Below are 22536 nucleotides of genomic sequence, written 5' to 3'. Positions count from 1 at the left end.
AGTCATTGCGGGCCGAGACGCGCGATCAGCGCACGCAGCGCATCGACCTCCGGCGCCTTCAGGTCCGACAGCGGCGGGCGCACCGGACCGGCACCGTGGCCCACGATCGTCGCGCCGGCCTTGACGATGCTGACGGCGTACCCGGCGCCGCGGTTGCGCAGTTCGATGTAGGGCAGGAAGAACTCGTCCAGCAGCCGGCCGGTGGTGGCGTGGTCGCCGCTCGCGCTGGCCTCGTAGAACTGCATCGCGGTGCGCGGGATGAAGTTGAAGACCGCCGACGAGTACACCGGGCAGCCCATCGCCTTGTAGGCGCCGGCGAACACCTCCGCGGTGGGCAGGCCGCCGAGGTAGGCAAAGCGGTCGCCCAGGCGCTGGCGGATGGCGACGAAGGCCTCGATGTCGCCCACGCCGTCCTTGAAGCCGACCAGGTTCGGGCAGCGCGCGGCCAGTTGCTCCAGCGAGGCCGGGCTCAGGCGACAGGCGCCGCGGTTGTAGACGATCACGCCGAACTTCACGCTGCGGCACACCGCCTCGACATGCGCGACCAGGCCCTCCTGGGTGGCCTCGGTCAGGTAGTGCGGCAGCAGCAGCAGGCCCTGTGCACCCAGGCGCTCGGCCTCGCGGGCGTACTGGATGGCCAGCGTGGTGCCGCCGCCGGCACCGGCGACGATGGGCACGCGGCCGCGGCAGGTCTCGACCGCGGTCTTCACCACCTCGGCGTACTCGGTCGGCTCGAGCGAGAAGAACTCGCCGGTGCCGCCGGCGGCGAACAGCACGCTCGCGCCGTAGGGCATCAGCCACTCCAGGCGCTGCGCGTACGGCCGTGGCGCAAAGCGCAGGTCGGCGTCGAAGTCGGTGAGCGGGAAGGACAGCAGGCCCGAGGACATGGCCTGCTTCAGTTGCTGCGGATTCAAGACGGTCGCTCCGGGTCGGGTGGGTGAATCACAGGTCAGTAGTTGTATGTCATCGTACAACTAGATCCGCCGAAGTCAACCGCCCGCCGATAAGGACTATTGCGTACCCGCCCCCGACTCGGCAAATGCCCGGCGGCGCCGCTCGCGGCTGTTGGCCAGGTGCGTGCGCATCGCGGCACGCGCGGCGTCGGCGTCCTGCGCGGCAATGGCGTCGAAGATGCTCTCGTGCTCGGCGTTCACGCGGCGCAGGTACTCCTGGCGCGCCGGGTCGGGCGGCGCGGCGGGCGCGGCGCCCTCGAGCCGGGCACGCGGGATGATCTGCGCACCCAACGTGGCCATCAGCCCGGTGAAATGCTCGTTCTGCGTGGCGCGCGCGATCTCGGCGTGGAACTGGAAGTCGGCCGCCACCGCGTCGGTGCCCGCCTCCACCGCGGCGGCAAAGCTGTCCAGCGCGGCGCGCATCGCCGCCAGGTTGGCGGCCGTGCGGCGCCGCGAGGCGAGCGCGGCGGCCTCGCTCTCGACGCCGATGCGCAGCTCGAGCACCGCGATCACGTCGCGCAAGGTGCCGAGCTGGGCCGGCTCGATGCGGAAGGCCGAGCCGTCGCCCACGCCGACCACGAAGGTGCCCACGCCGTGGCGCGTTTCCACCAGGCCCGAGGCCTGCAGCTTGGAGATCGCCTCGCGCACCACGGTGCGGCTGACGCCGAACTCGGCCATCACCGCGGCCTCGGTGGGCAGCTTGTCGCCCGGCGCCAGCCGGCCGTCGCGGATGCGCTCGCCGAGCGCCTCGACGAGCCCGAGGGCGAGGGTGCGGGGCCGGCGCGCGGCCAGGGCGTCTGGGTTCATGGCACTTCGGTACAAACCCCGATCGGCTTGCCTTGACAGGCGGTCGGGCATCGCTGAACAATCAAGTTATACGACAACTGATGTCTGACCTCAAGCGTGTCGACCCGGACTCTAGCAGACACCGACCCCGGTACCCGCCTTCTCCCGACATGACTGCCCTGCACCCCACCGGCCTGCGCTTCGGCCGCCTCCTGCTGACCGGCGCCGCCGGCGGCCTGGGCCGCGAACTGCGCGGCCGGCTCAAGGCCTACTGCGACACGCTGCGCCTGTCCGACATCGCCGAGCTCGGCCCGGCCGGCCCGGGCGAGGAGCTGCAGCGCACCGAGTTGGAGGACCGCGCCGCCGTGCTGGCGCTGCTCGAGGGCGTCGACGCGGTGGTCCACCTGGGCGGCATTTCCACCGAGCACCCGTTCGACGCCATCCTGCAGGCGAACATCGTCGGCACCTACAACGTGTACGAGGCCGCGCGCAGGCAGGGCGTGAAGCGCATCGTGTTCGCGAGCTCGAACCACGTGATCGGCTTCTACCGCCAGGACGAAGTGATCGACACCCGGGTGCCGATGCGGCCCGACGGCCACTACGGCCTGTCCAAGGCCTTCGGCGAGAACCTGGCGCAGTTCTACTGGGACCGCTACGGCCTCGAGACGGTGAGCCTGCGCATCGGCTCGTCGTTTCCCGAGCCGAAGGACCGCCGCATGCTCGCCACCTGGATGAGCTACGACGACCTGGAGCGCCTGGTGGTCGCCAGCCTCACCGCACCGGCGGTCGGGCACACGGTGATCTACGGCGCGTCCGACAACGCGACGAGCTGGTGGGACAACACGCACGCGCGCCATGTCGGCTACCGCCCGCAGGACAGCTCGGAGCGCTTCCGCGCCGCCGTCGAGGCGCGCCAGCCGGTGATCGACCCGGACGACCCGGCGGCCCGCCACCAGGGCGGTGGCTTCGTCACCAAGGGTCCGTTCGAAGACTGACTTCCCTTCCCGTCAACAGGAGACATCCATGGCTCTGCGCCGTTCACTCATCGCCGCTGCCGCGCTGGCCGTCGCCGGCGCCTTCGCCCCGTTCGCCACCCAGGCGCAGATGGTGCTCAAGGCCGTGGACACCCACCCGGCCGGCTACCCCACCGTGGCGGCCGTCGAGATGATGGGCAAGAAGCTCGAGACGGCCACCAACGGCCGCATCAAGCTGCAGATGTTCCCGGGCGCGGTGCTCGGGCAGGAGAAGGAGGCGGTCGAGCAGACACAGCTCGGCGCGGTGCAGATCGCGCGCATCTCGCTGGGCGTCATCGGCCCGGTGGTGCCGGAGGTCAACGTCTTCAACATGCCCTTCGTGTTCCGCGACATCAGCCACATGCGCAAGGTGATCGACGGCGCGGTGGGCGACGAACTGCTCGCCAAGGTCACCGCCAGCCCGGCCAAGCTGGTGGCCCTGGGCTGGATGGACGGCGGCTCGCGCAGCCTCTACACGAAGAAGCCGGTGCGCAAGCCCGACGACCTGAAGGGCCAGAAGATCCGCATGATGGGCAACCCGCTGTTCGTCGACACCATGAACGCGATGGGCGGCAACGGCATCAGCATGGCCTACGGCGAGGTGTTCAGCGCGCTGCAGACCGGCGTGATCGACGGCGCCGAGAACAACCCGCCGAGCATGTTCACGAGCAACCATTTCTCGGCCGGCGCGAAGTACTACACGCAGACCCATCACCTGATCATCCCGGAGATCCTGGTGATGTCCAAGGTCACCTGGGACAAGCTGTCCAAGGAGGATCAGGCGCTGGTCAAGAAGCTCGGTCGCGAGGCGCAGATGGACCAGCGCGTGCTGTGGGACAAGAGCGTCGAGGAGTACACCGGCAAGCTGAAGGCCGCCGGCGTCGAGTTCATCCCGATCGACAACAAGCCCTTCTTCGACGCCACCGCGCCGGTGCGGGCCAAGTACGGCGCGCAGTACGCCGACCTGCTGGCGAAGATCGAAGCGGTCAAGTGAGCGCCGCCGCCCCCGTCATGAAGGAACGCTTCCTCGCGTTGAACGACGCGCTGTACCTCGCCTGCCTGTGGGTCGCCGGCATCGCGATCGTCGTGATGTCGCTGGTGATCCCCTGGGGGATCTTCGCGCGCTACGTGCTGGGCACCGGCTCGCAATGGCCCGAGCCGGTGGCGATCCTGCTGATGGTGGTGTTCACCTTCCTCGGCGCGGCGGTCAGCTACCGCGCCGGCGCGCACATCGCCGTCGCGATGCTGACCGACCGGCTCGGTGCCGTGCCGCGCCGGCTGCTGGCCGGCATCGTGCACGTGGTGATGCTGGCGGTGGCCGCCTTCATGGTCTGGTACGGCACGCGGCTGTGCATCGAGACCTGGGGCCAGAGCATCGGCGAGCTGCCGTTCATCCCGGTGGGCCTGAGCTACACGCCGGTTCCGGTCGGCGGACTGATCACCCTGCTGTTCGTGCTGGAGCACATCCTGTTCGGCAGCCAGCACACGCGGCCGGTCGTCACCTTCGACCACGAGCAACCCGCGCCGGAGCCCGTCTGACATGGATGCCCTCGTCCTGCTCGGCTCTTTCTTCGTGCTGATGATCATCGGCGTGCCCGTCGCCTACGCGATGGGCGCGGCGGCGCTGGTCGGCGCGTGGTGGATCGACATCCCGCTCGATGCGCTGATGATCCAGATCGCCGCCGGGGTCAACAAGTTCTCGCTGCTCGCGATCCCGTTCTTCGTGCTCGCCGGCGCCATCATGGCCGAGGGCGGCATGTCGCGCCGGCTGGTCGCCTTCGCCGGCGTGCTGGTGGGCTTCATCCGCGGCGGGCTCTCGCTCGTCAACATCCTCGCGTCGACCTTCTTCGGCGCGATTTCCGGCTCGTCGATGGCCGACACGGCCTCGATCGGCTCGGTGCTGATCCCCGAGATGGAGAAGAAGGGCTACCCGCGCGACTTCGCCACCGCGGTGACGGTCAGCGGCTCGGTGCAGGCGATCCTGATCCCGCCCAGCCACAACGCGGTGATCTACTCGCTGGCCGCGGGCGGCTCGGTGTCGATCGCGGCGCTGTTCCTGGCCGGCGTGCTGCCCGGCCTGCTGCTCGGGCTGACGCTGGCGATCCTGTGCCTCGTGATCGCGCGCAAGCGCAACTTCCCGGCCGGGCGGCGCATCCCGCTGGGCGAGGCGGTGAAGATCAGCATCGATGCGCTGTGGGGCCTGATGACCATGGTCATCATCCTCGGCGGCATCCTCACCGGCGTGTTCACGGCCACCGAGTCGGCCTCGATCGCGGTGATCTGGGCGTTCTTCGTCACGATGTTCATCTACCGCGACTACCGGTGGCGCGACCTGCCCAAGCTCGTGCACCGCACCGTCAAGACGCTGACCATCGTGATGATCCTGATCGGCTTCGCGGCGGCCTTCGGCTACGTGATGACCCTGATGATGATCCCGCAGAAGATCACCGCGGCGATCACGCAGCTGTCGAGCAACCCGATCATGGTGCTGCTGCTGATCAACGTGCTGCTGCTGGCGCTGGGCACGCTGATGGACATGGCGCCGCTGATCCTCATCATGACGCCGATCCTGATGCCGGTGGTCAAGTCCATCGGCGTCGATCCGGTGCACTTCGGCATGATCATGATGGTCAACCTCGGCATGGGGCTGATCACGCCGCCCGTGGGCGGGGTGCTGTTCGTCGGCAGCGCGGTCGCCAAGCTGCCGATCGAGCGGGTGGTCAAGGCGCTCTACCCGTTCTTCGGCGCGCTGCTGATCGTGCTGGCGATGGTGACCTACCTGCCCTGGCTCTCGCTGTGGCTGCCGAACCTGCTGCTGAAATGACCCCTGCTGCCGCGCTGCCGATGGGCAGCGAGCCCCGCGTGCCCTTCGTGCCGTCGAGCCGGCTGCCCGACCCGGCCGTCGAGCTGCTCGACCCGTCGTTCGCCGCGTTGCGGCTGTACGGCGGCACCGTCGAGCAGCTCGTCACCGGGCTGCGCTGGGCCGAGGGGCCGGTGTGGTTCGGCGACATGCGCTGCCTGCTCGTCTCCGACATCCCGAACGACCGCATCGTCCGCTGGGACGAGGCCAGCGGCCTGACCAGCGTGTTCCGCGCCCCGTCCGGCCATTCGAACGGCCTGGCGCGCGACGCGCAGGGCCGGCTGCTCGCCTGCGAGCACCTCGGCCGGCGCATCACCCGCACCGAGTACGACGGCTCGGTCACGGTGCTCGCCGACCGCTTCGACGGCGCGCGGCTGAACTCGCCCAACGACATCGTCTGCCGGCGCGACGGCTCGATCTGGTTCACCGACCCGCCGTTCGGGATCGGCGGCTGGTGGGAGGGCGAGCCGGCGGCAGCCGAACGCCCGCACGGCGTGTACCGGCTCGGCACCGACGGCCGGCTGGAATGCGTGCTCGACGACCTGGCCGGCCCGAACGGCCTGGCCTTCGCGCCCGACGACCGCGTGCTCTACGTGATCGAGAGCCGCGCGGTGCCGAGCCGGCGCGTCTGGGCCTGGGACGTGGACGCCGCCGGGCGCCTCTCGAACAAGCGCCTGCAGGTCGATGCCGACGGTGCCGGCGCGCTCGACGGCATCGCGGTCGACGTGCAGGGCAACCTGTGGTGCGGCTTCGGCAGCGACGGCCGGGCCGGCGCGGACGCCGCGGCGCTCGACGGCGTGCGCGTGTTCGACCGCGACGGCCGGCCGATCGGCCACATCCACCTGCCCGAACGCTGTGCCAACCTGTGCTTCGGCGGTGCGCGCCGCAACCGTCTCTTCATGGCGGCCAGCCACAGCGTCTACGCGCTGGCCGTCAACGTGCAAGGTCTGTGATGTCCGACCCCCTGGCGATCCGCATGCAGGCGGACGACAACGTGGCGATCGTCGCCAACGACGGCGGCCTGCCCGCCGGCACCGCGCTGCCCGGCGGGCCGGTGCTGCGCGACAAGGTGCCGCAGGGGCACAAGGTGGCGCTGGCCGACATCCCCGCCGGCGCGCCGGTGCGGCGCTACGGCGTCGCGATCGGCTTCGCGAAGCAGGCCATCGAGGCCGGGCGCTGGGTGCACGAGAAGCTGCTCGAGATGCCGGCCGCGCGCACGCTCGAGGCCCTGCCGATGGCCACCGTGACGCCGGCGCCGCAGCCGCCGCTGGAGGGCTACACCTTCGAGGGCTACCGCAACCCGGACGGCTCGGTGGGCACGCGCAACCTGCTGGCCATCACCACCACCGTGCAGTGCGTGGCCGGCGTGGTGGCCCATGCGCTGCAGCGCATCCGCGACGAACTGCTGCCGCAGTACCCGAACGTGGACGGCGTGGTCGCGCTCGAGCACAGCTACGGCTGCGGCGTGGCGATCGACGCACCCGACGCGGTGATCCCGATCCGCACGCTGCGCCACATCAGCCTGAACCCGAACTTCGGCGGCGAGGTGATGGTCGTCAGCCTGGGCTGCGAGAAGCTGCAGCCCGAGCGCATGCTGCCGCCGGGCACGATCGCGATCGCCGAGCACGACGGCAGCGCGGATCTCGACGTGGTGCGCCTGCAGGACGAGGCCCATGTCGGCTTCGGCTCGATGATCGACTCCATCCTGCGCCAGGCGCGTGTGCACCTCGAGCGGCTGAACCGCCGCCGGCGCGAGACGGTGCCGGCCAGCGAGCTGGTGGTCGGCGTGCAGTGCGGCGGCAGCGACGCGTTCTCCGGCGTCACCGCCAACCCGGCGGTCGGCTTCGCGGCCGACCTGCTGGTGCGCGCCGGCGCGACCATCATGTTCAGCGAGAACACCGAGGTGCGCGACGCGGTCGAGCAGCTCACCAGCCGCGCCGCGACGCCCGAGGTCGCCGAGGCCATCGTGCGCGAGCTCGGCTGGTACGACCGCTACCTGGAGCGCGGACGGGTCGACCGCAGCGCCAACACCACGCCGGGCAACAAGGCCGGCGGCTTGTCCAACATCGTCGAGAAGGCGATGGGCTCGATCGTCAAGAGCGGCCGCATGCCGATCGCCCACGTGCTCGCGCCCGGCGAGAAGCTGCGGCGCGACCAGCGCGGCCTGGTGTTCGCCGCCACGCCGGCCTCGGACTTCATCTGCGGCACGCTGCAGCTGGCCGCCGGCATGAACCTGCACGTCTTCACCACCGGCCGCGGCACGCCCTACGGCCTGGCCGCCTGCCCGGTGGTCAAGGTGGCGACGCGCAGCGACCTGGCACGCCGCTGGCACGACCTGATGGACCTGAACGCCGGCCAGGTGGCCGACGGCGCGAAGAGCATCGAGGAACTGGGCTGGGAGCTGTTCCACCTGCTGCTCGACGTGGCCAGCGGCCGGCGCACCTGGGCCGAGCAGCACCGGCTGCACAACGCACTCGTGCTGTTCAACCCGGCCCCGGTGACCTGAGCGTCGCGGCGGCCGCACGGCCATCGAGGATTGCCGGTGATCCTTCACGCCGGGGCGCGGCGGCGGCGGCCGGCGACGGCCCCGGCGCAATCGCCGGCGGCACACTCCGCCGCGATCGCCCGACAACCGCCCGCTGGAGCCCACGATGACCGACCGACTCCGCCGCCCCGTCCCCCTGCTGCGCCGCCGCGACCTGCTGTGCCTGGCCGGCGCCGGGGCCGCCTGCCTGGCCGCCCCGGCACGGGCCCAGGGTCGCGTGATCCGCATCGGTTCGACCTTCGCCAACAGCGGCCCGGAGAAGGTCAACGGCGCCGGCCTGTTCCAGGGGTCGACGGCCTTCTTCAACGCCGTGAACCGGTCCGGCGGCATCGGCGGCGCGAAGGTCGAGCTCGTGATGGCCGACGACCAGTTCAACCCCGACATCGCGAAGCAGAACGTGCTGGCCTTCCAGGCCGACCCCACCGTGCTGGCCCTGCTGCACCCGCTCGGAACGCGCCAGACGGCGGCGGCCATGGACGCCGTCAAGGACATGGCCATCGTCGGGCCGAACACCGGCACCGTGGCACTGCGCAAGAAGCCGTCGCCGAACACCTTCTGGGTGCGGGCGAACTACGAGCAGGAGGTCGAGAAGCTGATCTCCACCGCCACCACGCTGGGCATCTCGCAACTCGGCCTGGTGCACCCCAAGGATCCGCTCGGCGCCGGCCTGCTGGCGGCCTTCACCGCGTCGTGCGAGAAGCACAGGATCAAGCCGGCCGTCATCGCGACCACGCCCGGCACGACCAGCCCCGAGGTCGAGCCCGCCGCGCAGGAGATCGCCAAGGCGGCGCCGCAGGTGGTCATCATGGGACTGGGGGCCGGCACGGCGCCGCTGTTCGTGCGCGCGCTGCGCAAGACCGGCAGCACCAGCACGATCTACGGCCTGTCGATCGCGATGAGCGCGCAGAACATCCGCGACCTCGGCGAGCTGTCGCGCGGCCTCGGCTTCTCGATCGTCGTGCCGTCGCCGGTGGCGACCAAATACGAGATCGTGCGCCGCTACCAGGCCGACATGGAGGCCTCCGGGTCGACAGACTTCTCGCTGCCGAGCCTGGAAGGCTACGTCGGCGCGCGCGTGCTCGCCGAGGGCCTGCGCCGGGCCGGGTCGGCGCCGAGCCGCGCCGCCATCGTCGCGGCCCTGGAGCAGGTCGACGCGCTCGACCTGGGCGGCCTGCGCATCGGCTTCGGCAAGGGCCAGCGCGAGGGCAGCCACTTCGTCGACGTGGCGGTGATCGGCAGCGGCGGGCGCTTCATGAGCTGACGCCCCCGGCGCGGCCGAGCGCCTGCCGCAGGCGCTGCGCCCGGCGCGAGGTCCAGCCGTCCAGCGTGCAGCCGGACAGCAGCGCCTCGATCTCGGCCCGGGCCGCGGCCAGCGCGGCGGGCTCGGCGGCGGCCAGCGCGCGATCCAGCCACGCGGCAAGCGCTGCCACCGCCGGCGCACCGGGCCGGGACAGGATCCAGCGCAGCAACGCAGCCACGGCCGTGGCCAGATCCAGGCCTTGACGGCAGGCGGCCTGGATCGCGCCCTGCACATCGTCGTGCAGGGTCCGCGCCACCAGCCGCTCGGCCACTTCGGCGGGCGAGCGTCCGGCCGCGGCATCGGCGGCGGCGCGCGCCAGCATCTCCCGCAGGGTATCCGGCGCGCCGGCGCAGATGCTCAAGCGGACCTCCCCGTCCAGCGCGTCCAAGCCGAGCCCCGCACGCCGCGGCGCGCCCAGTGCGTAGCGCACCGCACCGCCCTGCTTCAGCCGCATCTCCGGGCTCGCGCCGATATGAGCCTCGAGCGCGCCGAACAGCCCCATCGAGGCCACGCGGTGCAGTTCGGCCGCCTTGCCGGCCTTCTGCGCCGCCGCGCGTTCGTGCACCAGCACGCAATGGGTCTGGTCCGTCAGCAGCTGGTAGCGCACCGCGAACGCGGCGTCGTGACCGCCTTCGGCCCAGCGGCGCGCCGCCGCCAGGCGGGCCAGCGTGTCGCCGGCCACCGGGGCCTGGGCTTCGGTGGCCGCGAGCGCCTGCCCGGCGCCGTCGAGCAGACGCACCCCGGCGGCCGGAGCGCGGGCGAAGCCGGCGCAGGCGAACAGCGTGTCGCCGTCGAACAGGCCCTGCGGCAGCGGCAGCTGCCAGGCGGGCTCGGCCCCCCAGTCGATGCGCAGCCCGCTGCGGCGCGGCTGGCGCATGCGCTGCAGCATGCGCTGCGCCGCCAGCGCCAGCGCCTCGCCGGGCGTCGCGAACTCGCAGGCCCCGCCGGTCGCCTCGGCCAGGCGCCGCAGCGGGGCCTCGGCCGGCGAGTGGCCGACGCCGATCACGAACACGCGCTGTCCGCCGCGGCGCGCCGCGGCGACCACGCCGTCGGTGTCCCAGATCTCGCCGTCGGTGATCAGCAGCACGTCGGCCGCGCCGCCGGGCTGCGCGAACGCGGCCTCGAGCGCGGCCGCCATCTCGGTGCCGCCCAGGTCGGCCTGCAGGCCGTCGACCGCCGGCGCGAGGCGGCGCAGCGTGGCCGCACCGGCCGGCGCGAGCCCGGCCAGCACGTCGGGCGAGGAGCCGAAGCGGGTCAGCGCCACGCGGTCGCGCTCGTCGAGCGACGCGAGCAGCCCGCGCAGTGCGCTGCGCGCCGAGTCGATCGCGGCGCCGGCCATCGAGCCGGAGCAATCCACCAGCAGCTTCAGTGCAACCGGCGCGTCGGCCGTCGCCGCGGGCAGCTGCAGTGCGGCCAGGCGCACCTGCGCCGCGGCGCCCTCGGCCGCGTCGTGGCCCTGCACCAGCAGCGACGGGCGCGGTTCGCGCGGCGTGACGAGCACCACCAGGTCGCGGTCGAGGAAGGCGCGGCCGGCCAGGCGCAGGCAGCGTTCGCCGCCGGCGGCCTCGAGCGTGACCGCATGCGTCGGGCATTCGACCGTCGCCCCGGCGAGCGCGGCACCGATCGCGAGGCGGCACTCGAGCGGGTACTCGACGTCGAGCCGGCTCTCCGGCACCTGCTGCGGCTGCAGGCCGGCAGCGCCGGCATCGCCGTAGCGCGGTGCGATCGTCGTCGGGATGGCGATGCGCAGCCGGCCCTGCTCGAAGCGCAGCAGTTCGGCGAAGCGCAGCTCGATCGCCAGCTCGTCGCCGGGCTGCAGGTTGCCGACGTTGGCGGTGTACAGCCCGTCGCCCAGCGCCTCGAGCAGCACCGGCGCGTCGCCTTCGTCCAGCGCGGCCTCGTAGCGCGCCTCGGCCCGGCCGCGCTGCGTGACCACGCCCTCGAGCCGGCGCCCGTTCAGCGTGCTGGCGAAGCCGAGCAGCACGGCCTGCGCCGGCAGCGGGAAGGTGTAGACGACCTCCAGCACCCGCGGCCCGTCGTTGCGGTAGGACTGCTGCAGCGTCTGCTCGAACAGCACCGCGTCGAGCCGGCCCTCCAGCCGCACCCCGGTCAGCACGGGAGCAGGCATCGCGGGATGGCGGCAGCACAGCTGGAAGGCATGTTCTCGTGATTCAGGCATCGTCGTTCTCCCGGGTCGGAAGGGGCAGGGAAGCGGCCGGCGGCGCGGGCGCCGCGTCGGCTGCACGGATGTCCCGGTACAGCGCCGTCACGCCCCGCACCAGGGCACGCACCTGCTCCGGCGCGAGGCCGGCGCGGCCGGGTTCGAGGTGCAGCTCCACGCCGTCGGCCAGGGTGACGCGGCTCCACACCTCGACCGAACCGGGCGCGGCGCGGCGCGGCGGGGGGTCGTCGGGCGCGCCGGCGATCAGCTCGCGCACCCGCTCCAGGCTCAGGCCGGCCTCGGTCCAGCGCCGGATCAGCAGCAGCTGCTCGAGGTGGCGGCGCAGGTAGTGCGCGCCGCGCTTCTCCCCCGCCGGGCGCGAGACCAGCCCCTCGGCGATGTAGTAGCGCACCGTGCGCGGCGTCAGGCCGGCCCGCGCCGCGAGCTCGTCGAGCGAGAAGCGTTCGGGGTCGGCAGGGGCAGGACTGGCGGGCATGCGCCAGTATCAGACAGTTATTTCAGACAGTCAACTGTCTTAAATCTGCCCTGCCCCTCGTCAGGCCAGGTGGCGCAGTTCCCGCAGGGCCACCGACAGCATCGCGAGGTCGGCCGACTTGGCGTCCGCCAGCTCGACGAGCAGCTTGCCGGCGCGCTCCAGCACCGCGGCGTTGCGCTCCTCCCATGCGGCCAGGCGCTGCGCCGCGCTGCCCTCGCCGCCGGACACCGCGTCCTGCGTGATGGCGCGCTGCAGCCCGGCCAGGTCGTCGCGCAGCGCGCCCTTGGCCAGGCCCTGCCAGTGGCTGCCGCCGGGCAGCGCGTCGATCTGGACGCGCAGGCGCGCCAGGCCGAGCCGCGCGCCGATCGCGGCGAACACCTCGGCCACCTCGGGCAGCGGGCGCTGCGCGGCCTCGGCCACCTCGGCCACGTCGAGCGCCGCGACCAGGCCGTCGGCACAGGCGATGCGCGCGGCCAGCGGCGCCGGCACGCCGGCGGTTATCCAGCCCTGCGTGCGCGGCTGCGCCGCCTCGGCCGGCTCGAGCCGATCGCGCAGCGCGGCCACCGCGGGCGTGAAGCGCGCCACCGTCTGCTCCATCGGGTCGGCCAGGCGCCGGCTGCGCAGGAACCAGGTGGTGGCGCGCGAGGTCAGCCAGCCTTCCTCGATCAGCAGCTCGGCCTGCAGCGCGTCGGGCACCCGGTTGTCGAGCGCCTCGACCTGCTGCCACAGCGCGACATGGCCGAACACCTCGCGCGCCGCCAGGTAGGCGCGCACCACCTGCGCCGGTTTCGCGCCGGTGGCCTCGATGATGCGGTGCGTGAAGGTGATGCCGACGCGGTTGACCATGCTGTTGAGCACGTGCGTGGCGACGATCTCGCGCTTGAGCGGGTGGCGCGGGATCCAGGCGCCGAACTTCTCGCGCAGCAGCGCCGGGAAGTAGCGCGCCAGCGCGGTGCCGACCCAGGGGTCCTCGGGCAGGTCGCTGGCGAGGATCTCGTCGAACAGCCACATCTTGCAGTAGGCCAGCAGCACCGCGCGCTCGGGCGTCGTCAGGCCCTCGCCGTGGGCCTGGCGCTGCGCGAGCTCGTCGTCGTCGGGCAGGAACTCGACCGCCCGGTTCAGCCGCCCCTGGCGCTCGAGGAAGCGCATGAAGCGGATCTCGGCGTCGAGCAGCCGCGGCCCGAGCCGGTTCAGCACCGACAGGCACTGGGTCTGGAAGGTGTTGTCGCGCAGCACCAGCGCCGCCACGTCGTCGGTCATCTGCGCCAGCAGCGTGTTGCGCTGCTTGACGGTCAGCTCGCCGTCGGCCACCGCGAGGCCGAGCAGGATCTTGATGTTGACCTCGTGGTCCGAGGTGTCGACACCCGCCGAGTTGTCGATCGCGTCGGTGTTGATGCGCACGCCCGCCTGCGCCGCCTCGATGCGGCCGCGCTGGGTGAAGCCGAGGTTGCCGCCCTCGCCCACCACCTTGCAGCGCAGCTGCCGGCCGTCGATGCGGATCGCGTCGCTGGCGCGGTCGCCGACCTCGGCATGCGTCTCGTCGCTCGCCTTCACGTAGGTGCCGATGCCGCCGTTGTAGAGCAGGTCCACCGGCGCGGCCAGGATGGCCGAGAGCAGCTCGTTGGGCGTGAGCCGCTCGGCCGTGATGCCCAGCGCCGCGCGCACCTGCGGCGACAGGGGAATCGACTTCTCGCCGCGTGCCCACACGCCGCCGCCGGCGGAGATCTTCTGCAGGTCGTAGTCGGCCCAGCTCGAGCGCGGCAGCTTGAACAGCCGCTCGCGCTCGGCGAACGAGACCGCCGGGTCCGGATCGGGGTCGAGGAACACGTGCCGATGGTCGAAGGCCGCGACGAGCCGGATGTGGCGCGACAGCAGCATGCCGTTGCCGAACACGTCGCCGCTCATGTCGCCCACGCCCACCACCGTGAAGGGCTGCGACTGCGTGTCCACGCCCAGCTCGCGGAAGTGGCGCTTGACGCTCTCCCACGCGCCGCGCGCGGTGATGCCCATGCCCTTGTGGTCGTAGCCGGCGCTGCCGCCGGAGGCGAAGGCGTCGCCCAGCCAGTGGCCGTATTCGGCGCTGACGGCGTTGGCGAAGTCGGAGAAGGTGGCGGTGCCCTTGTCGGCCGCCACCACCAGGTAGGGGTCGTCGCCGTCGTGGCGCACCACCTGCGGCGGCGCCACCACCTGGCCGCCGACCAGGTTGTCGGTCAGGTCGAGCAGGCCGCGCAGGTAGTCCTGGTAGCAGGCCACGCCCTCCTTCATGAAGGCGTCGCGGTCGCCGGCCGGCGGCGCCTTCTTGAGCACGAAGCCGCCCTTGCTGCCCACCGGCACGATGACGGTGTTCTTCACCATCTGCGCCTTCACGAGACCGAGCACTTCGGTGCGGAAGTCTTCCGCCCGGTCGCTCCAGCGCAGGCCGCCGCGCGCCACCTTGCCGCCGCGCAGGTGGATGCCCTCGAACCTCGGCGCGTAGACGAAGATCTCGTACAGCGGCCGGGGTTCGGGCAGGCCCGGCACCTTGGCCGACTCGAACTTGAACGACAGGAACGCCCGCCGCGGCCCGGGGGCGCCGGTGTGGCCGGTGCCGGTGCGCCAGAAGTTCGTGCGCAGCGTGGCGCGCACCAGCGCCAGCAGCTGGCGCAGCACCCGGTCCTCGGACAGGTTGGCCACCTTCTCGAGCGCCTGCTCGATGGCATTGCCCTGGGCACGCTCGCCTTCGGCGTCGCGGCCGGCCGGGTCGAAGCGCAGCTTGAACAGCAGCACGAGCATGCGCGCGATGCGCGGGTGCGCCACCAGCGTGGCCTCGATGGCCGCCTGCGAGATCGCGAAGCCGATCTGCTTGAGGTACTTGGCGTAGGCCCGCAGCACCACCACCTCGTCAGCGGCGAGCCCGGCGCGCAGCACCAGGCGGTTGAAGCCGTCGTTCTCGATCTCGCCGCGGAAGGCGCGCGCGAAGGTGTCCTCGAACAGGCGCGCCAGCGTGTCGGGCTCCTGCTCCTCGCTGCCCGGCGCGCTCAGCTCGAAGTCGTAGATGCCGATCGCCGCGTCGCTGCCTTCCAGCCGGGCCGAGTGTTCGGCCAGCACCCGCACGCCCAGGTGCTCGAGCATCGGCAGGCTGTCGGACAGCACCACCGGCTCGCCGAGCCGGTAGACCTTGAAGCCGAGCTGGCCGGCCGCCGCGCCGAGCGGGCGGTACAGCGCCAGCGCGAGCGGCGCCTCGGGCGTCAGGGCGTCGACCTTGCGCACGTCGGCCACCGCGGCGCGCGGGCTCACGCGCTCGCGGTAGGCGGCCGGGAAGGCAGCCGCCCAGCGCTTGAACAGCACCAGGCCACGCGCCTCGCCCTCGGCCTCGACCAGCGCGTCGCGCAGCTGGTCGGGCCAGCGCCGCGCGGCCTGCGCCAGGCGCGCCTCGAGCGCACGGCGGTCCACCTCGCGCACGGCGCCGGGCGTGGTGCGGATCGTGAAGCGGATGCGCGCCAGCGCGATGTCGCCGAGCTGCACCTCGAAGTCGGCCGCGCTGCCGCCGAAGGCCTCGCCGAGCAGGCGCTGGCACTTGACGCGCAGCTCGGTCGAGTAGGCCTCGCGCGGCACGTAGAGCAGGCAGCTGACGAAGCGGTCGAACGGGTCGCGCCGCACGAACAGGCGCAGGCGCTGCCGCTCGCCGAGCGCGAGGATGCCCAGCGCCGTCTCGTACAGGTCGTCGTCGGCGATCTGGAACAGCTCGTCGCGCGGAAAGGTCTCGAGGATGTGGTCCAGCGCCTTGGCGAGGTGGCCGCCCGGCGGCAGCCCGGCACGCCGCGCCAGGGCCTCGACCTTGCCGCGCAGCAGCGGCGTCTCGGCCACCCGCGCCGAGTAGGCGGTGGCGGTGAACAGGCCCAGGAAGCGGTGCTCGCCCACCACGCGGCCCTGTGCGTCGTAGCGCTTGATGCCGACGTAATCGGTGTAGCCCGGACGGTGCACCGTCGAGCGGGTGTTCGCCTTGGTGACGATCAGCACCGGCGCCGGGGCCCGTGCCAGCGCGCCGGCGCCCGGCGGCAGCGGCACCGGCGCCGTGCCCTCGCCGGCCGCCTCGCGCAGCACGCCCAGCCCGCTGCCGGGCACGAGCTGCAGCGCGTCGGCGCCGCCCTCGGCGAGCACCAGGTCGTGGCGCCGGTAGCCCAGCAGCGTGAAATGGTCGTCGGACAGCCACTGCACGAAGGCGCGGCTCTCGGCCACCAGCTCGGCGTCGAGCACGGGCGGGGCCAGCGCGAGCTCACGCTCGGCCTCGGCCAGCCGGTCCAGCATGGGCTGCCAGTCCTCCACCGCGGCGCGCACGTCGGCGAGCACGCGCTCGAGGCCGGCCACCAGCTCGGCGCGCTGCGCCGCGTCGACGATGCGGTCGATCTCGACCAGCATCCACGATTCGCCGCGGGCCGTCGGCGCGTCGCCGGGCAGCTGCAGCGACTGCAGGTGGCCGGCCGCGTCGCGCGTCACGCCGAAGATCGGGTGCACGATCAGGTGCAGCGTCAGCCCGTGGCGGTGGATCTCGGCGCTGGCGGAATCCACCAGGAAGGGCATGTCGTCGTTGACGATCTGCAGCACCGAGTGGCGCGAGGCCCAACCCTGCTCCTCCACGCTCGGGTTCAGCAGCCGCACCTTGGGCCGGCCCGGCAGGCGCTGCGCGCCGAACTGCCAGTGCGCCAGCAGCGCGCCGTACAGGTCTTCCGCGGAGCGCTCGGCCAGGTCGTCGAGGTCGAGCTGGCGCAGGTGGGCCTGCACGAAGGTCTCGAAGCCGGGGCGCTGCGCCGCGGCCGGCGCGGCCAGCGCGAGCACGGCCTCGGCGCGCTCCTGGCGCAGCGAATCGGGGGCGGGCGACATGGTGTCTCCTCGTTGTTTTCGTGTCCGCGGAGCTTACGCCCGTGCGTCCGCCGCAGCCATGCCTGATGCGCATGGCTTGCACCGTTCGATGCATGGGCTGGCCTAGGCCACCCGGGCGCCCACGGCGTGTCAGCGCGCCTTGCTGCCCTTGGCCGGCGCGGTGCCGAAGATCTGCTCGAAGTCGATGCCGCGCGTCGGCGTGCTGGGCGGCTGGATGCCGGCCTCGACGTGGTCGAGGTGCGTCAGCATCAGCTTCTCGGCGCGGCGCGCGTCGCCGGCTTCGATGGCCTCGACGATGTCGGCATGTTCGTGCTCGGGGCAGGCGCTGTGGGCCTGCGCGTCGTACTGCGCGATCACCAGGCTGGTCAGCGCGACCAGGCGGCGCAGGTTGTCGGAGAACAGCCGGTTCTCGGTGATCTCGGCCAGGCGCACGTGGAAGATGCCCGTCAGGCGCGCCAGCTCGGCGCGGTCACCCGCCGCGCGCGCGCGCGCCTCGGCCTCCAGATGGCCGCGCATCGGCGCCAGCGCCTGGCCGGCGTAGCGCGTGGCCAGCTGGGCGGCGATGGCGCGCTCGAGCGCGCGCCGCACCTCGAACACGTGCTGCATGTCGCGCTCGCTCGGCCGGGCCACGAAGGCGCCGCGGTTCATGTGCAGCTCGACGATCAGCTCCTGCGACAGCCGCATCAGCACCTCGCGGATGCGCGTGCGGCTGGCGTGGAACGCCTGCGCAAGGCGCTCCTCGCTGAGCTTGGTGCCGGGCAGCAGGCGGCGGTCGCTGATCGCCGCGTAGATGCGCTCGTAGATCTCCTGGTTGCTCAGCTCGCTCACGTCGTCGTCGGTGGGCCCGGGGGATGGCATGCATTATCCGCCGAGGTACAGGCGCCTCACGTGGTCGTTGTGCATCAGCTCCTGCGACGGGCCTTCCAGCGCCACGTGCCCGGTCTCCAGCACGTAGGCGTAGGAGGAGAGCGCCAGCGCCATGCGGCTGTTCTGCTCCACCAGCACGATGGTGATGCCGTCGGCCTGGTTGATCTCGCGCAGGCTGCGCCCGATCAGGCGGATCACCTGCGGCGCGATGCCCAGCGAGGGCTCGTCCAGCAGCAGCAGCTTCGGGCGCGCCATCAGCGCGCGGCCGATCGCCACCATCTGCTGCTCGCCGCCCGACAGGCTGGAGCCCTGCTGGTGGAAGCGTTCCTTCAGGAGCGGGAAGCGTTCGCAGACACGCTCCAGGTCGGCGGCGATGCCGTCCTTGTCGCTGCGCGTGTAGGCCCCCATCAGCAGGTTGTCCTTGATGCTCATGTAGGGGAACACGTGGCGGCCTTCCGGCACCATCGCCACCCCCTGGCGCACCAGGGCATGCGCCGGCTCCTGCCGGTCCTTCGAGTTGATCGTGCGGCCTTCGAGCTTGACCTCGCCGCCGGCCACCTTGCGCAGGCCCGTGATGGCGCGCAGCGACGAGGACTTGCCCGCGCCGTTGGCGCCGATCAGCGCGACGATCTGGCCGCGCTGCACCCTCAGCGAGACCTGCTCCAGCGCCCGCACCTCGCCGTAGCGCAGCGAGACCTTCGTCAGCTCGAGGTGCGGGGTTCCGTTCACGGCGCTCACAGCCCCAGCTCCTCGTCTTCCTGGCCCAGGTAGGCTTCGATCACCTTCGGGTCGTTGCGGATCTCCTCGGGCGTGCCCTCGGCGATCTTCCTGCCGAAGTACAGCACGTGGATGCGGTCGCTGATCGCCATCACCGCCTTCATGTCGTGCTCGACCAGCAGCACCGAGACACCGGAGGCGGCAATCTTGCGCGTGATGGCGACGGCGCGGTTGGTCTCCTCCGGGTTCAGGCCGGCGTACGGCTCGTCCAGCAGCAGCACCTGCGGCCGCGCCGCCAGTCCCATCGCGATGCCCAGCAGGCGCAGCAGGCCCTGCGGCAGATGCCGCGCGGCCACGTCGGCGCTGGCCGAGAGTTCCATCAGCTCGAGGATCTCGCGTGCGCTTTCGCCGAGGCGGATCTCGTCGCCCTTGGCGCGTGGTGCGCCCAGCACCACTTCCAGGTCGCTGGCCTCGCGGTGCAGCTGGTGCGCCAGCGAGACATGCTCCATCGCCGTCAGGTCCGGGAAGATCGTGGTTTCCTGGAAGGTGCGCACCAGGCCCAGCCTGGCGATGCGGTGCGGCGGCATGCCGGTGATGTCCTGCCCGTGCAGCAGCACCTGGCCGCTGCTGGGCCTGAGGAAGCCGGAGAGCATCTTGAAGAAGGTGCTCTTGCCGGCGCCGTTCGGGCCGATCACCGAGATCACCTGGCCCACCGGGGCCGGAAGCACGAGGCTGACGTCCTCGTTGGCCGTCAGGCCGCCGAAGCGCTTGGTGATGCTGCGCGCCTCCAGGATGGGTGCACTCATGCCCGACCCTCCTTCGTGGCCGCGCGGATCGCCATCAGCCCGTTGGGCAGCAGCAGGATCACCGCGATCATCAGCACGCCGTAGATCAGGGTCTGGTACTGCTGGAACTGGCTCAGCAGCTCGAACAGGATGGTCAGCGCGAACGCGCCGATCATCGCGCCGGAGACGAACTCCAGCCCGCCGAGGAAGCAGAACAGCATGTAGTAGATGCTGTGCTCGACCGTGAAGCTCTGCGGGTAGACGCTCTGCGTGAACACCGCGAAGTAGCTGCCGCCCAGGCCGCCGAGCGCGCAGGCGATCGAGAACGCGACGACGCGGTAGCGCCAGACGTTGGTGCCGAAGCTCTCGGCCAGGTCCTCGTTCAGGCGCATCGCGCGGAAGATGCGGCCCAGGCGCGAGTAGTGCACCCGCCAGGTGACCAGCAGCCCGACACCCAGCAGCGCGACGGCCAGGTAGTACATCGGCAGCGGCGAATCACCCTCGAAGGGCTGCGGCAGGCCGGTGATGCCCTTGCTGCCCTGCGTGAAGTCGCCGCCGTTGAGGAAGGCCAGGCGGATCGCCTCGGTCAGGCAGATCGTCAGCATCGAGAAGTAGATGCCGCGCAGCTTCAGGATGAAGCTGCCGATCACGGCCCCCGCGGCCGCCGAGACCAGCGCCGACAGCGGCAGCGCGAGCCAGAAGCTCAGGCCGAAGCGCGACAGCAGGATCGCCGTCGCGTAGCCACCGATCAGCGCGAAGCCGGCCTGGCAGATGTTGATGCGCCCGATCGTGAAGGTGATCCACACGCCGAAGGCGATCAGCGACAGCCCGGCGCAGTTCATCAGCACCGACAGCAGGTAGCGCGAGCCGCCGAGCGCCAGCGGCAGGAACGCCAGCACGACGAGGAAGCCGAGCGCGATGGTGAGGTCGCGTTTCTTCAGGGGATTCATGGTGGCCTCCTTCAGCCCCAAGGCTTGCCGTAGAGCCCGTTGGGCTTGAAGACCAGGAACACGATCATCGCGACGAAGATCAGCAGGTAGGTCACGCTGCCGGGCAGCAGGTCGTAGCCGATCGCCTCGGCGAAGCCGAGCAGCACGCCGCCGACGATCGCGCCCTGCGTGACCCCGGCCCCGCCGATCATGATCATGATGAAGGCCTTGGTCGAGATGTTGGTGCCGACGCCGGAGTTGACGCCGTAGGTCGTCACCAGCAGCCCGCCGGCCAGGCCCGCCAGCGCGGCGCCGATCGCGAAGCCGAGCGTGGTGGTGGCCTTCACGTCCACGCCCTGCAGGCGCGCAGCCTCCTTGTCCTGCGCCACCGCGCGCAGCGCGCGGCCGGGCCGGGTGTACTGCACGAAGGCGAGCAGCCCGACGATGGCCACCACCGCGAGCAGCGCGACCATCGCGTTCGGGTAGGTCAGGATCGCGCCGCCCTCGGCCACGTCGCCGAAGATGAACGCGCCGTCCACCACCGGCGGCACGCCGCGCTGCTTCTCGCCGAACACAGTGAGCGCGAGGTTCTCGAGCAGCAGCGCGGTGCCCACCGCCATCAGCATCGAGTTCTCCTCGCGCGTCGCGTTGGCGAGCACGGGCTGGAAGAAGAAGCGGTTGAACAGCACGCCCACCACGCCCAGCACCGCGGCGGCGGCCGGCAGCGCGACGAAGAACGGCGCGCCGTACTCGCCGTAGAGGTAGTACACGACGAAGGCGCCGAGCATGTACATCTGCCCGTGCGCGAAGTTCACGACCCGCATGATCGAGAACACCATCGTCAGGCCGAGCGCGATGAGGGCGTACACGCAGCCCAGCACCGCACCGTTGATCAGGACCTGGGCCATGGCTGGCGCCTTTCGTGTTCGGTCGCCGGTCAGTTCTTGATGGTGCCGACGAACAAGGTCTTGAACTCCTTGCCGTCGAACTCGTTCACCACCAGCGGCACGCCCACCTGGCTGCGCCGGCCGAAGTCGGCGTTGCCGGTGAACTCGAGCTTGGTCGTGCCACCCTTGACATACGGGTTGGTCATCGAGAAGGTCGCCATCTCCTTCTTGAACACCTCCACGTCGTTCATCGCGGCCGGGTTCTTCTTCAGCACCGCGAGGATCAGCTCGAGCGCGTACACCTTGGTGCCGGCCTCGTCGTTCCACTCGCCGACGCGCTTCTTGTAGGCCTCGGCGAAGGCCTTCATCTCGTCGGACTGGATCTCCGGCGTCGAGGCGCCGCCCACGCTCATGAAGCCGGCCGCCTTGGCGCCGGCCACTTGCGCGAGGATCTTCGCGTCCTGCGCGGTCTCGGTGGAGATCGTGCCCTTGAAGCCGAGGTCGCGCGCCGCCTTGTTCAGCAGCGGCGCATCGGCCGGCGCCACGCCCGAGAGCACGATGTGGTCGGGCTTGGTCTTGATGATCTTGGTCATCACCGGCATGAAGTCCTTGGTGCCGGGCTCGTAGCTCTCGTTCGCGGCCACCACGTACAGGCCGAGTTTCTTCGCGGCCTCGACGCCCTCGACCTGCTGGTTCTTCGCGTCCGACTCGTTGCGCGCCAGGAAGGCGATCGACTTCACGCCCTTCTTGCCCTTCAGGTAGTCGTACATGATCGGGCCGACCTGGTAGCTCGCCACCATGCCCAGCACCGAGGCGTTGGCCGGCGCCTTGTAGAGCTCCTTGGCGAAGGCGTACGGGAAGTTCATCGCCTTGGCACGCTCCATCACCGGCTTGACCGCCAGTGCGGTGGTGTCGATGTTCGGGCCGATGACGTACTTGATGCCCTGGCTGGTGAGCTTCTCGGCGTTGGTCACCGAGATCTTCGGGTCGTTCTTGTCGTCCAGCGCGACGATCTCGAGCTTGTACTTCTTGCCGCCGATCTCGACGCCGCCCTTGGCGTTGTAGAGGTCGGCCGTGGTCTCGGCGCAGTACTTGTTGACCAGGCCCCAGGAGGCGGCCTCGCCGGACATCACGCCGTTGACGCCGATCTTCAGCACCTCCTGCGCGTGGGCCGCGCCGGCGAGCAGCAGGCTGCTGGCGAAGGCCACGCGCAGCAGGGTCGGGCGGAGAACTTGCTTCATCGGGAGGTCCTTTCCTCAGGGTTCGTTCGGTGTGCTCTCGAGCTCGCTTGCTGACATTCACGGCTTGAGATTGCATACAATCTAGCCTAGAGTCTTGCGGACATAGTTGGTACTTTCCCGCAGGCAAACTTCACGG

The 22536-nt window shown here is 71.4% G+C and carries 18 protein-coding genes; 7 read left to right on the top strand and 11 right to left on the bottom strand.

All coding sequences use genetic code 11. The features are described from left to right. Positions 1 to 2: 2 nt before the first annotated feature. Positions 3 to 887, bottom strand: coding sequence for a 5-dehydro-4-deoxyglucarate dehydratase (gene kdgD / locus D9C15_RS23270; protein ID WP_240668548.1), 885 nt, complete (start codon positions 885 to 887; stop codon positions 3 to 5). 123 nt (positions 888 to 1010) lie between these two features. After that, on the bottom strand, positions 1011 to 1760 hold the full coding sequence (locus tag D9C15_RS23265) for a FadR/GntR family transcriptional regulator (protein WP_128000852.1): 750 nt from the start codon (positions 1758 to 1760) through the stop codon (positions 1011 to 1013). A 149-nt stretch (positions 1761 to 1909) separates the two neighbouring features. Here D9C15_RS23265 and D9C15_RS23260 point away from each other — a divergent pair, with 149 nt between their 5' ends. The 7 genes from D9C15_RS23260 to D9C15_RS23230 all read left to right on the top strand — a co-directional run bounded on the left by D9C15_RS23260 (position 1910) and on the right by D9C15_RS23230 (position 9418). Next, complete coding sequence (locus D9C15_RS23260) at positions 1910 to 2734, top strand: NAD-dependent epimerase/dehydratase family protein (RefSeq protein ID WP_128000851.1); 825 nt, start codon at positions 1910 to 1912, stop codon at positions 2732 to 2734. A 28-nt stretch (positions 2735 to 2762) separates the two neighbouring features. Further along, entirely contained in the window at positions 2763 to 3746 is a 984-nt protein-coding gene (locus tag D9C15_RS23255; protein WP_128000850.1) for a TRAP transporter substrate-binding protein, read from the top strand. Continuing rightward, positions 3743 to 4291, top strand: a complete 549-nt coding sequence (locus tag D9C15_RS23250) for a TRAP transporter small permease (protein WP_240668538.1) — start codon at positions 3743 to 3745, stop codon at positions 4289 to 4291. The genes D9C15_RS23255 and D9C15_RS23250 overlap by 4 nt, the downstream gene beginning before the upstream one ends. Position 4292: 1 nt before the next feature. After that, positions 4293 to 5576 (top strand): TRAP transporter large permease, encoded by a 1284-nt coding sequence (locus tag D9C15_RS23245; RefSeq protein ID WP_128000849.1) that lies wholly within the window; start codon positions 4293 to 4295, stop codon positions 5574 to 5576. Beyond that, positions 5573 to 6565: an SMP-30/gluconolactonase/LRE family protein gene (locus tag D9C15_RS23240; protein ID WP_128000848.1), complete on the top strand. Its 993-nt coding sequence runs from the start codon at positions 5573 to 5575 to the stop codon at positions 6563 to 6565. Before D9C15_RS23245 ends, D9C15_RS23240 begins: the two co-directional genes overlap by 4 nt. Beyond that, positions 6565 to 8118, top strand: a complete 1554-nt coding sequence (gene garD / locus D9C15_RS23235) for a galactarate dehydratase (protein ID WP_128000847.1) — start codon at positions 6565 to 6567, stop codon at positions 8116 to 8118. Before D9C15_RS23240 ends, garD begins: the two co-directional genes overlap by 1 nt. A gap of 145 nt (positions 8119 to 8263) precedes the next feature. Continuing rightward, positions 8264 to 9418 carry an ABC transporter substrate-binding protein gene (locus tag D9C15_RS23230; protein WP_128000846.1) on the top strand — a complete coding sequence of 385 codons (1155 nt, stop codon included), beginning with the start codon at positions 8264 to 8266 and terminating at the stop codon, positions 9416 to 9418. On the opposite strand, the gene D9C15_RS23225 is transcribed toward D9C15_RS23230, so the two are convergent. The 9 genes from D9C15_RS23225 to D9C15_RS23185 form a co-directional block, all read right to left on the bottom strand. Continuing rightward, positions 9408 to 11636 carry a VIT domain-containing protein gene (locus tag D9C15_RS23225; RefSeq protein ID WP_128000845.1) on the bottom strand — a complete coding sequence of 743 codons (2229 nt, stop codon included), beginning with the start codon at positions 11634 to 11636 and terminating at the stop codon, positions 9408 to 9410. The two genes, D9C15_RS23230 and D9C15_RS23225, sit on opposite strands and share 11 nt — an antisense overlap. Then, a complete protein-coding gene (locus D9C15_RS23220; protein ID WP_128000844.1) occupies positions 11629 to 12114 on the bottom strand; it encodes a helix-turn-helix domain-containing protein in 486 nt (161 codons plus the stop codon). The genes D9C15_RS23225 and D9C15_RS23220 overlap by 8 nt, the downstream gene beginning before the upstream one ends. 60 nt (positions 12115 to 12174) lie before the next feature. Then, positions 12175 to 16974 carry an NAD-glutamate dehydrogenase gene (locus D9C15_RS23215; RefSeq protein ID WP_128000843.1) on the bottom strand — a complete coding sequence of 1600 codons (4800 nt, stop codon included), beginning with the start codon at positions 16972 to 16974 and terminating at the stop codon, positions 12175 to 12177. Between the two features lie 129 nt (positions 16975 to 17103). Then, positions 17104 to 17832 carry a GntR family transcriptional regulator gene (locus D9C15_RS23210; protein WP_128000842.1) on the bottom strand — a complete coding sequence of 243 codons (729 nt, stop codon included), beginning with the start codon at positions 17830 to 17832 and terminating at the stop codon, positions 17104 to 17106. Positions 17833 to 17835: 3 nt separating this feature from the next. Then, complete coding sequence (locus D9C15_RS23205) at positions 17836 to 18579, bottom strand: ABC transporter ATP-binding protein (protein WP_240668536.1); 744 nt, start codon at positions 18577 to 18579, stop codon at positions 17836 to 17838. Continuing rightward, complete coding sequence (locus D9C15_RS23200) at positions 18576 to 19364, bottom strand: ABC transporter ATP-binding protein (protein ID WP_128000841.1); 789 nt, start codon at positions 19362 to 19364, stop codon at positions 18576 to 18578. The genes D9C15_RS23205 and D9C15_RS23200 overlap by 4 nt, the downstream gene beginning before the upstream one ends. Further along, positions 19361 to 20293: a branched-chain amino acid ABC transporter permease gene (locus tag D9C15_RS23195; protein WP_128000840.1), complete on the bottom strand. Its 933-nt coding sequence runs from the start codon at positions 20291 to 20293 to the stop codon at positions 19361 to 19363. The genes D9C15_RS23200 and D9C15_RS23195 overlap by 4 nt, the downstream gene beginning before the upstream one ends. Before the next feature lie 11 nt (positions 20294 to 20304). Next, positions 20305 to 21180: a branched-chain amino acid ABC transporter permease gene (locus D9C15_RS23190; protein ID WP_128000839.1), complete on the bottom strand. Its 876-nt coding sequence runs from the start codon at positions 21178 to 21180 to the stop codon at positions 20305 to 20307. 29 nt (positions 21181 to 21209) lie between these two features. Continuing rightward, positions 21210 to 22400 (bottom strand): ABC transporter substrate-binding protein, encoded by a 1191-nt coding sequence (locus D9C15_RS23185; RefSeq protein WP_128000838.1) that lies wholly within the window; start codon positions 22398 to 22400, stop codon positions 21210 to 21212. Between the last annotated feature and the right edge of the window lie 136 nt (positions 22401 to 22536).

It is taken from the genome of Piscinibacter defluvii, from assembly GCF_004011805.1.
Lineage (GTDB): Bacteria > Pseudomonadota > Gammaproteobacteria > Burkholderiales > Burkholderiaceae_C > Piscinibacter > Piscinibacter defluvii.
The sequence above is the reverse complement of the archived record's forward strand: the minus strand, read 5'-3'. Positions and strand labels throughout refer to the sequence as shown.